The 15,602-nt window shown below is 68.0% G+C and carries 14 protein-coding genes; 13 read left to right on the forward strand and 1 reads right to left on the reverse strand.

Annotation, left to right across the window (positions count from 1 at the left end):
* The first annotated feature begins 57 nt into the window (after positions 1–57).
* The 11 genes from gyrA (at position 58) to EZ216_RS14495 (ending at position 12,994) form a co-directional block, all read left to right on the forward strand.
* Entirely contained in the window at positions 58–2,691 is a 2,634-nt protein-coding gene (gene gyrA, locus EZ216_RS14445) for a DNA gyrase subunit A (RefSeq protein WP_135250481.1), read from the forward strand.
* 4 nt (positions 2,692–2,695) lie between these two features.
* The gene (gene pheA / locus EZ216_RS14450; protein WP_135250482.1) at positions 2,696–3,778 is read left to right on the forward strand and encodes a prephenate dehydratase; all 1,083 of its coding nucleotides are present in this window, start codon (positions 2,696–2,698) and stop codon (positions 3,776–3,778) included.
* 29 nt (positions 3,779–3,807) lie between these two features.
* Positions 3,808–4,680, forward strand: coding sequence for a prephenate dehydrogenase (locus tag EZ216_RS14455; protein ID WP_135250483.1), 873 nt, complete (start codon positions 3,808–3,810; stop codon positions 4,678–4,680).
* Positions 4,681–4,701: 21 nt separating this feature from the next.
* A complete protein-coding gene (locus EZ216_RS14460; RefSeq protein ID WP_135250484.1) occupies positions 4,702–6,699 on the forward strand; it encodes a bifunctional 3-phosphoshikimate 1-carboxyvinyltransferase/cytidylate kinase in 1,998 nt (665 codons plus the stop codon).
* The gene (rpsA, locus tag EZ216_RS14465; protein ID WP_439126736.1) at positions 6,590–8,557 is read left to right on the forward strand and encodes a 30S ribosomal protein S1; all 1,968 of its coding nucleotides are present in this window, start codon (positions 6,590–6,592) and stop codon (positions 8,555–8,557) included. The genes EZ216_RS14460 and rpsA overlap by 110 nt, the downstream gene beginning before the upstream one ends.
* Before the next feature lie 98 nt (positions 8,558–8,655).
* Positions 8,656–8,964: an integration host factor subunit beta gene (locus tag EZ216_RS14470; RefSeq protein WP_135250486.1), complete on the forward strand. Its 309-nt coding sequence runs from the start codon at positions 8,656–8,658 to the stop codon at positions 8,962–8,964.
* Between the two features lie 115 nt (positions 8,965–9,079).
* A complete protein-coding gene (locus EZ216_RS14475) occupies positions 9,080–9,367 on the forward strand; it encodes a LapA family protein (protein ID WP_135250487.1) in 288 nt (95 codons plus the stop codon).
* Complete coding sequence (gene lapB, locus EZ216_RS14480; protein WP_135250488.1) at positions 9,357–10,487, forward strand: lipopolysaccharide assembly protein LapB; 1,131 nt, start codon at positions 9,357–9,359, stop codon at positions 10,485–10,487. Before EZ216_RS14475 ends, lapB begins: the two co-directional genes overlap by 11 nt.
* A 4-nt stretch (positions 10,488–10,491) precedes the next feature.
* Positions 10,492–11,421 (forward strand): D-glycero-beta-D-manno-heptose-7-phosphate kinase, encoded by a 930-nt coding sequence (rfaE1, locus tag EZ216_RS14485; RefSeq protein WP_135250489.1) that lies wholly within the window; start codon positions 10,492–10,494, stop codon positions 11,419–11,421.
* The gene (rfaD, locus tag EZ216_RS14490) at positions 11,418–12,413 is read left to right on the forward strand and encodes an ADP-glyceromanno-heptose 6-epimerase (protein WP_135250490.1); all 996 of its coding nucleotides are present in this window, start codon (positions 11,418–11,420) and stop codon (positions 12,411–12,413) included. Before rfaE1 ends, rfaD begins: the two co-directional genes overlap by 4 nt.
* 74 nt (positions 12,414–12,487) lie before the next feature.
* On the forward strand, positions 12,488–12,994 hold the full coding sequence (locus EZ216_RS14495) for a ComEA family DNA-binding protein (RefSeq protein WP_135250491.1): 507 nt from the start codon (positions 12,488–12,490) through the stop codon (positions 12,992–12,994).
* A 49-nt stretch (positions 12,995–13,043) separates the two neighbouring features.
* Here the strand turns inward: EZ216_RS14495 and EZ216_RS14500 are convergent, their stop codons facing one another.
* Positions 13,044–13,595, reverse strand: coding sequence for a DinB family protein (locus tag EZ216_RS14500; protein ID WP_135250492.1), 552 nt, complete (start codon positions 13,593–13,595; stop codon positions 13,044–13,046).
* Between the two features lie 132 nt (positions 13,596–13,727).
* On the opposite strand from EZ216_RS14500, the gene EZ216_RS14505 reads away from it, so the two are divergent.
* A complete protein-coding gene (locus tag EZ216_RS14505; protein WP_135250493.1) occupies positions 13,728–14,237 on the forward strand; it encodes a TRAP transporter small permease in 510 nt (169 codons plus the stop codon).
* Positions 14,230–15,525 carry a TRAP transporter large permease gene (locus EZ216_RS14510; RefSeq protein WP_135250494.1) on the forward strand — a complete coding sequence of 432 codons (1,296 nt, stop codon included), beginning with the start codon at positions 14,230–14,232 and terminating at the stop codon, positions 15,523–15,525. The genes EZ216_RS14505 and EZ216_RS14510 overlap by 8 nt, the downstream gene beginning before the upstream one ends.
* Positions 15,526–15,602: the final 77 nt, after the last annotated feature.

The raw sequence follows: 15,602 nt of genomic DNA on the forward strand, positions 1-15,602 counted from the left end.
CAGGGTATCGCGGCCGGTAAAATGGCCGGTTCACCTCCCCCGCCGGCGCCTTCCCGCATGACTCAATTCGCGAAAGAAACCCTGCCCATCAGCCTCGAAGAGGAGATGCGGCGGAGCTACCTCGACTACGCCATGAGCGTGATCGTGGGGCGGGCGCTGCCGGATGCGCGCGACGGCCTGAAGCCGGTGCATCGCCGCGTGTTGTACGCGATGCACGAACTCAACAACGACTGGAACCGGCCGTACAAGAAGTCGGCCCGTATCGTCGGCGACGTCATCGGCAAGTATCACCCGCACGGCGATCAATCGGTCTACGACACGATCGTGCGTCTGGCGCAGGACTTCTCCATGCGCCACATGCTGGTGGACGGCCAGGGCAACTTCGGTTCGGTCGACGGCGACAACGCCGCGGCCATGCGCTACACCGAGATCCGCCTGGCCAAGATCGCGCACGAGATGCTGGCCGACATCGACAAGGAAACCGTCGATTTCCAGGACAACTACGACGGCAGCGAGAAGGAACCGGCGGTCCTGCCCAGCAAGCTGCCCAACCTGCTGGTCAACGGCTCGGGCGGCATCGCGGTGGGCATGGCCACCAACATCCCGCCGCACAACCTCAACGAGGTCGTGGACGCCTGCCTTCACCTGCTGAAGAACCCGCAGGCCACCATCGACGAGCTGATGGAGATCGTGCCGGCGCCGGACTTCCCCACCGCCGGGATCATCTACGGCATCAACGGCGTCAAGGAAGGCTACCGCACCGGCCGCGGCAAGGTGGTGATGCGGGCCAAGTGCCACTTCGAGGACATCGACCGCGGCCAGCGCCAGGCGATCATCGTCGACGAGCTCCCCTACCAGGTCAACAAGAAGACGCTGCAGGAGCGCATGGCCGAGCTGGTCAACGAGAAGAAGATCGAAGGCATCAGCCACATCCAGGACGAGAGCGACAAGTCCGGCATGCGGCTGGTCATCGAGCTCAAGCGCGGCGAAGTGCCCGAGGTCGTCCTGAACAACCTCTACAAGCAGACCCAGCTGCAGGACACCTTCGGCATCAACATGGTGGCCCTGATCAACGGGCAGCCGAAGCTCTGCAACCTGAAGGACCTGGTCGAGGTCTTCCTGGAGCACCGCCGCGAAGTGGTCACGCGGCGCACGGTGTTCAACCTGCGCAAGGCCCGCGAGCGCGGCCATGTGCTGGAAGGCCTGGCCGTCGCGCTGGCCAACATCGACGAGTTCATCCGCATCATCCGCGAGAGCCCCACCCCGCCGGTGGCCAAGGCCGAGCTGATGACGCGCAGCTGGGACAGCAAGCTGGTGCGCGAGATGCTCACCCGCGCCAAGGCCGACGGCGGCGTCGTGAACGCCGACGACTACCGCCCCGAGGGGCTCGGCATCGAGTACGGAATGCAGGGCGACGGCCTGTATCGCCTATCCGAAACCCAGGCCCAGGAAATCCTGCAGATGCGCCTGCAGCGCCTGACGGGCCTGGAGCAGGACAAGATCGTCGCCGAGTACAAGGAAGTGATGGCGGAGATCGACGACCTGCTGGACATCCTGGCCAAGCCGCAGCGCGTATCCACCATCATCAGCGAAGAGCTCACCGCGCTGAAGCAGGAGTTCGGCCAGACCAAGGCGGGCGCCCGCCGCAGCCAGGTGGAGCACAACGCTCAGGACCTGGCCACCGAGGACCTGATCACGCCCACCGACATGGTGGTGACGCTCTCGCACCAGGGCTACATCAAGAGCCAGCCGCTGTCCGAGTACCGCGCGCAGAAGCGCGGCGGCCGCGGCAAGCAGGCCACGCAGACCAAGGAAGACGACTGGATCGACCAGCTCTTCATCGCCAACACGCACGACTGGCTGCTGGCCTTCTCCAACCGCGGCCGCCTGTACTGGCTGAAGGTGTGGGAAGTGCCCGCGGGCTCGCGCGGTTCGCGCGGCCGCCCCATCGTCAACATGTTCCCGCTGGCCGAAGGCGAGAAGATCAACGTGGTGCTGCCGCTGACGGGCGAGTTCCGCAGCTTCCCCGCCGACCACTACGTGTTCATGGCCACGAGCATGGGGGTGGTGAAGAAGACCGCGCTGGACGAGTTCAGCAACCCGCGCAAGGCCGGCATCATCGCCGTCGACCTGGACGAGGGCGACTTCCTCATCGGCGCTTCGCTCACCGACGGCAAGCACGACGTGATGCTGTTCTCCGACGGCGGCAAGGCCGTGCGCTTCGACGAGAACGACGTGCGCCCGATGGGCCGCGCGGCGCGCGGGGTCAAGGGCATGCAGCTGGACGAAGGCCAGGGCGTCATCGCCATGCTGGTGGCCGAAGACGAGCAGCAGAGCGTGCTCACCGCCACCGAGAACGGCTACGGCAAGCGCACGCCCATCGTGGAATACACGCGCCACGGCCGCGGCACCAAGGGAATGATCGCCATCCAGCAGAGCGAGCGCAACGGCAAGGTCGTGGCCGCCACGCTGGTGCACGCCGACGACGAGATCATGCTCATCACCGACCGCGGCGTCCTCGTGCGCACGCGCGTCGGCGAGATCCGCGAACTCGGCCGCGCCACCCAGGGTGTCACGCTGATCGGGCTGGACGAAGGCTCCAAGCTCAGCGGCCTGCAGCGCATCGTGGAAAACGATGCCCAAGGCGAAGGCGACGCGGTGGACGCGGCGCCGGACGGCGGCGAAGGCTAGCCGCATGCCCCGCGACCTGGCGCAGCTGCGCACCGAGATCGACGCCGTCGACCGCGAACTGCTGGCGGCGCTCAACCGCCGCGCTTCGCTCGCCAACGAAGTCGGCGAGCTCAAGCGCGGCGAAGGCTCGCCGGTGTTCCGCCCCGAGCGCGAAGCCCAGGTCATCCACGGCTTGCAGACGCGCAACGCAGGCCCGCTGAAGCCCGAGAACGTCGCCACCATCTGGCGCGAGATCATGTCGGCCTGCCGCGCGCTGGAAGCGCCGCAGCGCGTCGCTTACCTGGGCCCCGCAGGCACGTTCAGCGAGCAGGCGGCCGTGCAGTTCTTCGGCTCCAGCATCGAACACGTGCCCTGCGTCAGCTTCGACGAGGTGTTCCAGGCTGCCACGGCCGGCACCGCCGATTTCGGCGTGGTGCCGGTGGAGAACAGCACCGAAGGCGTGGTCACGCGCTCGCTCGACCTGCTGCTCACTTCTCCGCTGCACATCGTGGGCGAGATCAGCCTGCTGGTTCGCCACCACCTGCTGCGCAAGGAACGCTCGCTCGAAGGCATCGAAGCCGTGCTGGCGCATCCGCAAGCGCTGGCCCAATGCCAGGGCTGGCTGGCCAAGCACCTGCCCGGCGCGGAGCGCCGCGCGGTCGCCAGCAACGCCGAAGGCGCGCGCATGGCCGCCGGCAACCCGGCCTGGGCCGCCATCGCCGGCGAGCGCGCCGGCAGCGAATTCGGCCTGCACATCGCGGCGCACGCCATCCAGGACGAAGCCTTCAACCGCACCCGCTTCGCCGTCGTCTGCCTGCCGCAGACCCTGGCCGCGCCCCAGGCTTCCGGCAAGGACTGCGTGAGCGTGGTGGTCTCGGTGCCCAACAAGCCCGGCGCGGTGCACGACATCCTGGTGCCGCTCAAGCAGCACGGCGTGTCGATGACGCGTTTCGAATCCCGCCCGGCCAAATCCGGCCAGTGGGAATATTTCTTCTTCATCGACGTGCAGGGGCACCCCTCCCAGCCGCACGTCGCGGCCGCTCTGGCCGACCTTCAGAAGCTGTGCGCCTACTACAAGGTGCTGGGCACCTACCCCGTGGGCGACTGACGACAACAAACGAGAGCGGAGTAAAGAGCATGTTCGAGCAACTGGGCCTGATCGGCTGCGGCCTCATGGGTGGGTCGTTCGCGCTCGCCCTCAAGCGGGCCGGCCTGGTCAAGCGGGTGGTGGGCTACAGCAAGTCGCCCTCCACCACCGAGCGCGCGCGCCAGATGGGCGTCATCGACGTCGAGGCGCCCTCGGCGCTGCTGGCCGTCTCGGGCGCCGACATCGTGCTGCTGGCCGTGCCGGTGGCCGCGACGGAAGCCACGCTCAAGGCCATCCGCCACCTGGTCAACAAGGACATGCTGATCATGGACGTCGGCTCCACCAAGCGCGACGTCGTCGATGCGGCGCGCCGGGTGCTGCGCGACAACGTGGGCTCGTTCGTGCCCTGCCACCCCATCGCCGGCAAGGAAGCCTCGGGCGTGGAGCACGCCGACCCCGACCTGTACACCAACCGCCAGGTCATCCTCACGCCCCTCGAACGAACGCAGGTCGCGCAGCTGGGCAAGGCCAAGGACGTGTGGGAAGGCATCGGCTGCCAGGTGCTGCAGATGGCGCCGGAGGCGCACGACTCGGCTTTCGCGGCCGTCAGCCACCTGCCCCACCTCATCGCCTTCGCGCTGGTCAACGCCATCGCGGCCCAGCCGCACGGCCAGGACTTCCTGTCGCTGGCCGGCCCGGGCTTTCGCGACTTCACGCGCATCGCGGCCAGCGAACCCAAGATGTGGCGCGACATCCTGCTGGCCAACAAGCAGGAACTGCTGGAACAGACCCAGTTCTTCCAGCAGACGCTGCAGGCCATGCACTCGCTCATCGAGGCCGGCAACGGCGAGGCGCTGGAAGAACTCATCGCCCAGGCCAGCCAGCTGCGCGCGAACTGGCGCATGGGCGCCCGCCGGGCCTGACGCCGCGCTACGCTGCGGCCGATGTTCGACACCGCGTTTCTCGACCTTCCCCCGCTGCAGGGCGCCGCGGGCGAAGTGCGCCTGCCCGGCTCCAAGAGCATCTCCAACCGCGTGCTGCTGCTGGCGGCGCTGAGCCAGGGCACGACGGCCGTCCACGACCTGCTCGACTCCGACGACACGCGCGTGATGCTCGAAGCGCTGCGCGCGCTGGGCTGTGGCGTGCAGCACGATGGCGGCGTCGTGCGCATCACCGGCTTCGGCGCGAAGGGCCCGGCGCGCCAGGCGAAACTCTTTCTCGGCAACGCCGGCACCGCGATGCGCCCGCTGGCCGCCGCGCTGGCCGTGCTGGGCGGCGACTTCGAGTTGTCGGGTGTCGCCCGGATGCACGAGCGGCCCATCGGCGATCTCGTCGACGCGCTGCTGCCGCTGGGCTGCGACATCGGCTACCTCGGCAATCCCGGCTACCCGCCGCTTCGCATCGGCCGGCCGCAGCTGAAGCTCGACGCGCCCATCCGCGTGCGCGGCGACGTGTCCAGCCAGTTCCTCACCGCGCTGCTGATGGCGCTGCCGCTGGTGGCGGCGAAGGACATCGTGATCGAGGTGGTGGGCGAGCTCATCTCCAAGCCCTACATCGAGATCACGCTCAACCTGCTGGCGCGATTCGGCGTGCAGGTGCGCCGCGATGGCTGGCAACGCTTCACCATCCCCGCCGGCAGCCGCTACGCCACGCCGGGCGAAGTGCACGTGGAAGCCGACGCTTCCTCGGCCAGCTACTTCGCCGCGCTGGGCGCCATCGCGTCGCCGGAAGGCGTGCGCATCCTCGGCGTGGGTCGCGACTCCATCCAGGGCGACATCCGGTTCCTCCAGGCCGTCGAAGCGATGGGCGGCGCCGTCAGCGCCGGGCCCAACTGGGTGGAGGTCAAGCGCGGCGCGTGGCCGTTGAAGGCGATCGACCTCGATTGCAACCACATCCCCGACGCCGCCATGACACTGGCCGTGATGGCGCTGTACGCGGGCGGCCCCACCACGCTGCGCAACATCGCCAGCTGGCGCGTGAAGGAAACCGACCGCCTCGCCGCCATGGCCACGGAACTGCGCAAGCTCGGCGCCACCGTCGACGAAGGCGCCGACTTCCTGAAGGTCTCGCCACCGGCGCAGTGGCGCGCCGCGTCCATCCACACCTACGACGACCACCGCGTCGCCATGTGCTTCTCGCTCGCGGCTTTCAACCCGGTGGGCTTGCCGGTGCGCATCGAAGACCCGAAGTGCGTGGCCAAGACCTTCCCGGATTACTTCGAGGCGTTGTTCTCGGTCGCGCGCGTGGACACGGCGCAGGTGCCGGTCGTCTGCGTCGACGGGCCAACCGCCTCCGGCAAAGGCACGCTGGCTGCGGAAACTGCTCGGCGGCTGGGGTTCCACTACCTCGATTCCGGCGCGCTGTACCGCCTGACGGCGCTGGCCGCGCTGCGCCAGGGCTTCGCGCTGGACCTGGCGCACGAGCAGCAGATCGCGGCCATGGCCCGGGTGCTGCCGGTGCGCTTCGAAGGCGGCCACGTGCTGCTCTCCGGCGAGGACGTCAGCGACGCCATCCGCACCGAGGAAGCGGGCATGAATGCCTCCAGGGTGTCGGTGCTGCCCGCCGTGCGCACCGCGCTGGTCGCCCTGCAGCACTCGTTCCGCCGCCTGCCGGGGCTGGTGGCCGACGGGCGCGACATGGGCACGGTGATCTTCCCGGGCGCGCCCATGAAGGTGTTCCTCACCGCCAGCGCCGCCAAGCGCGCCGAGCGGCGGCATAAGCAATTGATTTCAAAGGGTATTCCCACTACAATCGACGTTCTTCGCGCCGACCTCGAAGCGCGCGACGCCCGCGACTCACAGCGCGCCGTCGCTCCCTTGAAGCCGGCGCAGGATGCCCTCCTGCTGGACAACTCGGAGCAATCGGTCGAAGACTCGGTCGCCCAGGTGCTCGGCTGGTGGGAAGCCAGGCAGCCGTTCGCGGCGGCCTCGCAACAGCAGTAAGCCGCGGCCGGCGACGGTCACGGTAGACAGGCCCGCAACGCCCCCACCCGCGCAGCAGCGCACTGGCGGTGCGGATCGACAACCAACCCGCGGCCGCAAAGCCGCAAAAGATAGCCGTCCGCAGCCTTGGAAACATCGGCATGGTGCCGGTGTGAATCCTGCCGACGTGCAAGGAAACCGAATGTCTGAATCCTTCGCCGCCCTTTTCGAGGAATCGCTGCAGCGCGCTGAAATGCGCCAGGGCGAGGTCATCACCGCCGAGGTGGTGCGCATCGAACACAACTTCGTCGTGGTCAACGCCGGCCTGAAGTCCGAAGCGTACGTGCCCATCGACGAGTTCAAGAACGACAAGGGCGAGATCGAGGTGCAGGTGGGCGACTTCGTGTCGGTCGCCATCGACGCCATCGAGAACGGCTACGGCGACACCATCCTGTCGCGCGACAAGGCCAAGCGCCTGGCCTCGTGGATGGCCCTGGAAAAGGCCCTGGAATCCGGCGAGTTCGTCACCGGCACCACCACCGGCAAGGTCAAGGGCGGCCTCACCGTGCTGGTCAACGGCATCCGCGCCTTCCTGCCCGGCTCGCTGATCGACACGCGTCCCATCAAGGACCTGACGCCTTACGAAGGCAAGACCCTGGAATTCAAGGTCATCAAGCTCGACCGCAAGCGCAACAACGTCGTGCTGTCGCGCCGCGCCGTCGTGGAAGCGTCCATGGGCGAAGAGCGCGCCAAGCTGATGGAAACCCTGAAGGAAGGCTCCATCGTCCGCGGCGTGGTCAAGAACATCACCGAGTACGGCGCGTTCGTCGACCTCGGCGGCATCGACGGCCTGCTGCACATCACCGACATGGCCTGGCGCCGCGTGCGCCACCCGTCCGAGGTGGTTCAGGCCGGCCAGGAGATCACGGCCAAGATCCTCAAGTTCGACACCGAGAAGAACCGCGTCTCGCTGGGCCTCAAGCAGATGGGCGACGACCCGTGGCTGGGCGTGTCGCGCCGCTACCCGCAGGGCACGCGCATGTTCGGCAAGGTCACGAACATCGCCGACTACGGCGCGTTCGTCGAGCTGGAACCCGGCATCGAAGGCCTGGTGCACGTGTCCGAGATGGACTGGACCAACAAGAACGTGGCCCCGTCCAAGGTCGTGTCGCTGGGCGACGAAGTCGAAGTCATGGTCCTGGAGATCGACGAGGACAAGCGCCGCATCAGCCTGGGCATGAAGCAGTGCAAGGCCAACCCGTGGCAGGAATTCGCGCAGAACACCAAGCGCGGCGACCGCGTGAAGGGCCCGATCAAGTCGATCACCGACTTCGGCATCTTCGTGGGCCTGGCCGCCGGCATCGACGGCCTGGTGCACCTGTCCGACCTGTCCTGGAACGAAACCGGCGAAGCCGCCGTGCGCAACTACAAGAAGGGCCAGGAAGTCGAAGCCATCGTGCTGGCCGTCGACGTGGACCGCGAGCGCATCAGCCTGGGCGTCAAGCAGCTGGACGCCGACCCGTTCACCACCTTCGTGTCGATCCACGACAAGGGCTCCGTGGTGTCGGGCAAGGTCAAGACCGTCGACCCCAAGGGCGCCGAGATCGACCTGGGCCAGGACATCCTGGGCTACCTGCGCGCCTCCGAGATCAGCCGTGACCGCGTGGAAGACGCGCGCAACGTGCTCAAGGAAGGCGACGAAGTCAGCGCCGTGGTCGTCAACATCGACCGCAAGACGCGCAACATCCAGCTGTCCGTCAAGGCCAAGGACATGGCCGACGAGCAGGGTGCGATGGCCAACCTGAACCAGGCGTCGGCGCGCGAGAACGCGGGCACGACCAACCTGGGCGCGCTGCTCAAGGCCAAGCTCGAGAAGTGATGACTCAATGACCTCGCCGCTGCGCGGCTTCGATGACCAATGAATTCATTCGTCATTGGGCCGCTTGCGGCGAAGTCATGTGAGCGCACGCGAACGTCATGACCCGCAGCGACCTCGTCGAAGAACTGGCCGCCCGCTTCGGGCAGCTGACGCACCGCGACGCCGAGTACGCCGTCAAGGCCATCCTCGACGCCATGGGCGAAGCGCTGGTGCGCGGGCACCGCATCGAGATCCGCGGCTTCGGCAGCTTCTCGATCAACCGGCGCCCGCCGCGCCTGGGGCGCAACCCGCGCTCCGGCGAAAGCGTGCAGATCCCGGAGAAGCGCGTGCCGCACTTCAAGCCGGGCAAGGCGCTGCGCGAGGCCGTCGACAAGAGGACCGAGGAAATGGCTGCGCATGACAAATGACTTCGCCGCTGCGCGGCTCAATGACAGAATGATGCCTGTCATGCGGCGCGAGCCGCGTCATTGAAGGCGAAGCCGAAGTCATTTCGTCATTCGTCATCAAGTTCCGAGGAGCCTGATGAAGTACCTGATGTGGCTGCTCAAGGCAGCCATTTTTTTTACGCTTTTCGCCTTCGCGCTGAACAACCAGCAACAGGCGACGCTGAACTTTTTCTTCGGCACTGCCTGGCGCGCCCCGCTGGTGCTGGTGGTGCTGGCCGCCTTCGCGCTGGGCCTGGTGGTCGGCGCCATGGGCATGGTGCCGCGCTGGTGGCGCCAGCGCGCCGCTGCCCGCCGCGCCGCGGCGCAACCCGCCGGACCCAATGCCGCCCCCGCGGCCGACCTGACGCAGCCGAATGGACTTTGACCTCAGCTGGGTCCTCTGGGGCCTGCCCATCGCGTTCGTGCTGGGCTGGGTGGCCTCACGCCTGGACCTGCGCCAGCTGCGCATCGAAAACCGGCAGGCGCCCAAGGCCTACTTCCGCGGCCTGAACTTCCTGCTGAACGAACAGCAGGACCAGGCCATCGACGCGTTCATCGAAGCGGTCCGCGGCGACCCCGACACGTCCGAGCTGCACTTCGCGCTGGGCAACCTGTTCCGCCGCCGCGGCGAATACGAGCGCGCGGTGCGCGTGCACGAACACCTGCTCTCGCGCGGCGACCTGAGCCGCGCCGAGCGCCAGCGCGCGCAGCACGCGCTCGCGCTGGACTTCCTCAAGGCGGGCCTGCTCGACCGCGCGGAAGAAGCCCTGCGCAAACTGGACGGCACCGCGTACGAAGGCCAGGCCTTGCTGGCGCTGCTGTCCATCTACGAGCGCTCGCGCGACTGGACGCAGGCCGCCGAGATCGCCCACCGCCTGGAAGAGTCCGGCCAGGGCAGCTTCGCCGGGCGCCGCGCGCACTACCTGTGCGAACAGGCCGCGCTGTCCGACGGCGCCGAAGCCGAAAGCCTGCTGCGCCAGGCCATGCAGGCCGCGCCCGATTCGCCCCGCCCCGCCATCGAACTGGCCGCGTCGCGCCGCAAGGCCGGCGACGCCGCCGGCGCTTTCCGCCTGCTGGACGAATTGGGCCAGGCTTCGCCCGCTTCCATCCCGCTGCTGGCCCGGCCGCTGGCCCAGTACGCCGCCGCATGCGGCATGGAGCACCAGGCCTTGGCCATGCTCAAGCACAGCTACGAGCTTTCGCCTTCGCTGGACGTGCTGGAAGCCATCGTTTCGCTCGACAGCAACGGCGACGCGCGCGACTGGTACGTGCGCCACCTGGAGCGCGAGCCTTCGCTGGTGGCCGCCTCGCGCTGGCTGGCCGGCGAAAAGCTGGAGCACCAGCAGTACCATGCCCGGGTGCAGCGCGCGCTGGAGCACGCAGCCAAGCCGCTGGTGCGCTACCGCTGCGCCGCCTGCGGCTTCGAAGCCAAGCAGCACTTCTGGCAATGCCCCGGCTGCCAGGCGTGGGACAGCTACCCCCCGCGCCGCGTGGAAGAACTCTGAACACATGATCCCAGCCAAGCAACAACTCGCCCAGGCCTGCGTCCTCGTGGTCGGCGACGCCATGCTCGACCGCTACTGGCACGGCGCGGTGGAGCGCATCTCGCCCGAGGCCCCGGTGCCGGTGGTCAAGGTCAGCCGCGAGGAAGAACGTATCGGCGCCGCCGCCAACGTGGCCTACAACGTGGTCACGCTGGGCGCGCAGGCCAGCTTCCTGGGCGTCATCGGCGACGACGAGCCCGGCCAGAAACTGGAACAGCTGCTGCGCGCAACCGGCATCGCGACGCACCTGAAACGCGACCCGGGCCTGAAGACCACGGTGAAGCTGCGTGTCATCGGCCGCCAGCAGCAGCTGCTGCGCATGGACTTCGAGAACGAGCCCGACCACGAGGCGCTGGCTTCGCAGAACGAGGCTTTCGCGCAGCTCGCGCCGCGGCACCAGGCCATCCTGTTCTCCGACTACGGCAAGGGCGGCCTCGCGCACATCCCGCACATGATCGAAGCCGCGCGCGAGCTGGGCAAGGCGGTGCTGGTCGACCCCAAGGGCTCCGACTACGCGCGCTACGCGGGCGCCACCGTCATCACGCCCAACCGCGCGGAACTGCAGCAGGTGGTGGGCGGCTGGCGCGACGAGGCACAGCTGCGCGAAAAGGCGCAGAACCTGCGCGCGCAGCTGGAGCTGGACGCCATCCTGGTCACGCTGGGCGAGGACGGCATGACGCTGTTCGACGCACAAGGCGACACGCACGTGCAGGCGCAGGCGCGCGAGGTGTTCGACGTCACCGGCGCCGGCGACACCGTCATCGCCACGCTGGCCGCGCTGGTGGCCGCGGGCCTGCCGCTGCGCCAGGCCATGCCCCTGGCCAACAAGGCGGGCGGCATCGTGGTGGGCAAGTTCGGCACCGCCACCGTTTCGTATGAGGAGCTGAGCGCATGACGCGTGTCGTCGTCACGGGTGCCGCCGGGTTCATCGGCAGCAACATCATCAAGGGCCTGAACCAGCGCGGCATCGAGAACATCATCGCCGTCGACGACCTCACGCAGGGCGACAAGTTCAGGAACCTGTCCGACCTGTTCATCGAGGACTACCTGGACGCCGACGAGTTCTACGGCCTGTTCGCCGAGAACCACTTCGGCAAGGTCGACGCCGTGTTCCACGAAGGCGCGTGCAGCGACACGATGGAGCAGGACGGCAAGTACATGATGGACAACAACTACGGCGTGTCCTGCTCGCTGTACGAGTCGTGCCAGCAGCGCGGAACGCGCCTGCTGTACGCGTCGTCGGCCGCCACGTACGGCGGCTCCGACACCTTCCGCGAAGTGCCGCAATTCGAGCGGCCGCTGAACGTGTACGGCTACTCCAAGCTGCTGTTCGACCAGCGCATGCGCCGCGAATGCGGCCGCGACTTCAAGCGCAACAAGCGCCAGGTGGCGGGCTTCCGCTACTTCAACGTGTACGGCCCGCGCGAGCAGCACAAGGGCCGCATGGCCAGCGTCGCCTTCCACCAGTTCAACCAGTTCCGCGAGCAGGGCAAGGTCAAGCTCTTCGGCGAATACGGCGGCTACGGCCCCGGCGAGCAGCGCCGCGACTTCGTGTTCGTCGACGACGTGGTCGCGGTGAACCTCTGGTTCTTCGACCACCCCGAGAAGTCCGGCATCTACAACCTGGGCACGGGGCGCGCGCAACCCTTCAATGACGTCGCGGCCGCCGTGGTGTCCTCGCTGTCGGGCCGGCAGCACACGGCCGAGTCGGCCGCGAAGGCGGGACTCATCGAGTACACCCCCTTCCCCGACGCGCTGCGCGGCAAGTACCAGAGCTACACGCAGGCCGACCTGACGAACCTGCGCGCCGCCGGTTGCGAGCACGTCTTTGCCGATGTGCACACGGGCGTCGCGCGGTACATGGAAGAGCTCTCGCGCCAAGGCTGAGCCGCGCGCCGCGTCAACGCCGCGCAGCCGCCCGCCGTTGAGGGGACTCCTACCATCCTTGCGAAGGAGTACCCATGTTCAAGAAGATCCTGGCCACCCTGGCCCTGCTGCTCTCCGCCACCCTGGCGCTGGCGGCCGTCGACGTCAACAAGGCCACCGAAGCCGAGCTCGACAGCGTGAAGGGCATCGGCCCCGGCACCAGCAAGATCATCATGACGGAACGCAAGAAGGGCGACTTCAAGGACTGGAACGACTTCATCACGCGCGTGAAGGGCGTGGGCGAGAAGCGCGCCGAGAACCTGTCCGAAGCCGGCCTGACGGTCGGCGGCAAGTCGTACAAGCCGGCCGCCACCGGCGCCGCGGCCAAGAACGACAAGAAGGATGCCGCCAAGGACGCGAAGAAGTCCGCCGACGCGAAGGCGGACGCCACGGCCGACAAGAAGGAAGCCAAGGCCGACGCCAAGGCCGAGAAGAAGGAAGCGAAGGCCGACGCCAAGCAGGCCAAGGCCGAAGCGAAGGCGGAAGAGAAGAAGGACAAGGCCGAAGCCAGCAAGACCGCGGCCAGCGCCCCCAAGAAGTAAGCGCCCCGCGCGCGATGAAGAAAGCCCGCTTCGGCGGGCTTCTTCTTTTTCAGGCGTTGTCCGGCAACGCGATCAGGTCGGTGACGCCCGGGTCCACACCAGCCTGCACCAGCAGCGTGGTGACCTGGCCGCGGTGGTGCGCCTGGTGGTTGAAGAAATGGGTCATCGCCCGCCATGCGGCGTGCTCGCGCTTCACGCCTTTCGTGTTCGCGTAGCGCATCACGGCCAGCGGCCGGCGCGCATCCATCTCCAGCGTCCAGGCGACGATGGCGTCGTCCAGTTCCGCGCGTGCCTTGCGCAGTTCGGACCAGTCTTCGTACAGCACCGTTTCGTGCACTGCACCTTGCGGCAGCGCCAGCACGCCGGGCGTCAGCGACTGGAACGGTCCCAGTGCGGCCATGCGGCCCAGCCACATCCGGTCGGCCCACACCAGGTGGTTCAGCGTGCGGTGGATGGACCCGAAGAACGCGCCGCGATCCTGCCGGCGGCCCGCGTCGTCCAGCCGTTCGCAGGCGTCGTACAGGCGGGCGTTGAACCAGCGGTTGTAGCGCGCCAGCCAGCGGTAGTTTTCCAGGAACGCATCCTGCTTGCCGGTGTCCATGGCCCGCATTGTCTCGAAGATCAAACATCCCGTCCGGCGCATCGCCGGCCCGCGGCGGCGCCGTGCCGCTCCTGAGCGAGAATCGCTCGTCCAGCACACCGCGAGCCGTGGGCGGACAAGACGGGGCTTCTGATGCGAAAACTGCTGGATTTCATCTACGACGCCGCGGCCTGGCTGGCCGCATTGGCGATGGTAGGCGTGCTGCTGATGGTGCTGCTGTCCATCGTCAGCCGCCAGTTGCAGTTCCACGTGGCGGGTACCGACGCCTACGCGGGCTACGCCATGGCCGCCGCGGGCTTCCTGGCGCTGGCGCACACGCTCAAGCGCAACGAACACATCCGGGTGACGCTGATCCTCGCGCGCCTGCAGGGCGGCGCGAGGCGCGGCCTGGAGATCTGGGCGCTGACCGCCGCGGTGCTGCTGGCGGCGCTGTTCGCGTTCTACTCCGTGCGCCTGGCCGTGGTGTCGTACCAGTTGAACGACGTGTCCACGAGCAACGACGCCACGCCCCTGTGGATCCCGCAGCTGGCGATGGCCATCGGCACCCTGGTGCTGCTGCTGGCCTTCGTCGACGAATGGGTGCAGGAGCTGCGCGGCCGCCGCGTCGTCGCGGAAAACGAGGAGGCCCTGCACAATGAATGACGTCGTCATCACCACCCTGCTGATCGTCTCGCTGTTCGCCCTGCTGGCCAGCGGCGTCTGGATCGGCCTCACGCTGGCCGGCGTGGCCTGGATCGGCATGCAGCTGTTCTCCTCGCGCCCGGCCGGCGACGCGATGGCCGTCACGGTCTGGGGCTCGGCCTCCAGCTGGACGCTCACCGCCCTGCCCCTGTTCATCTGGATGGGCGAGATCCTGTTCCGCACCAAGCTGTCGGAAAGCATGTTCCGCGGGCTGGCCCCATGGGTCAGCCGCCTGCCCGGCCGGCTGCTGCACACCAACGTCATCGGGTGCACCATCTTCGCCGCCGTGTCGGGTTCCTCGGCCGCCACCTGCGCCACCATCGGCAAGATGACGCTGCCCGAGCTGGGCCGGCGCGGCTACCCCGAGGACATCACCATCGGCTCGCTGGCAGGCGCCGGCACGCTGGGCCTGCTGATCCCGCCGTCGATCATCATGATCGTGTACGGCGTCACCGCCGACGTCTCCATCGCGCGCCTGTTCGTCGCCGGCATCCTGCCCGGCATCCTGCTGGCGGCGCTGTTCTCGGGCTACCTGGGCGTGTGGTCGGCGCTCAATCGCGGCCGCGTGCCCCCGCCCGACGCACCCATGTCGCTGCGCGAGCGCCTGCACGAGTCGCGGCACCTGATCCCCGTGGTGCTGCTGATCGGCGCCGTGCTCGGGTCCATCTACTCCGGGTTCGCCACCGCGACCGAAGCCGCCGCGGTGGGCGTGGTCGGCTCGCTGGTCCTCTCGGCTGCACAGCGCTCGCTCAGCTGGGCCACCTTCAAGGAATCGCTGCTGGGCGCCACGCGCCTGTACTGCATGATCGCGCTGATCCTCGCGGGCGCCGCCTTCCTCACCCTGGCCATGGGCTACATCGGCCTGCCGCGCCACCTGGCCGAGTTCGTCAGCTCGCTGGGCCTGTCGCCGTTCATGCTGGTGATCGCGCTGTCCATCTTCTACATCATCCTCGGCTGCTTCCTCGACGGCATCTCGATGGTGGTGCTGACCATGGGCGTGATCCTGCCCACGGTGACGGCGGCGAAGATCGACCTGATCTGGTTCGGCATCTTCATCGTCATCGTGGTCGAGATGGCGCAGATCACGCCGCCGGTGGGCTTCAACCTGTTCGTGCTGCAGGGCATGACGGGCAAGGAGATCACCTGGATCGCTCGCGTGACCATGCCCTTCTTCTTCCTGATGTGCGGGATGGTGCTGCTGCTCTGGTGGTTCCCGGGCATCGCCGTCTGGCTGCCGTCCAAGATGTGAGCGCGGGCCGCCGGCCCGCTTGGGGTAACACCGCATCCGTTGGCCCGGGAATTGCACGTATCCTGCCCCGGCTCATC

This window comes from Ramlibacter humi (assembly GCF_004681975.1).
GTDB classification, from domain to species: Bacteria; Pseudomonadota; Gammaproteobacteria; order Burkholderiales; family Burkholderiaceae_C; genus Ramlibacter; species Ramlibacter humi.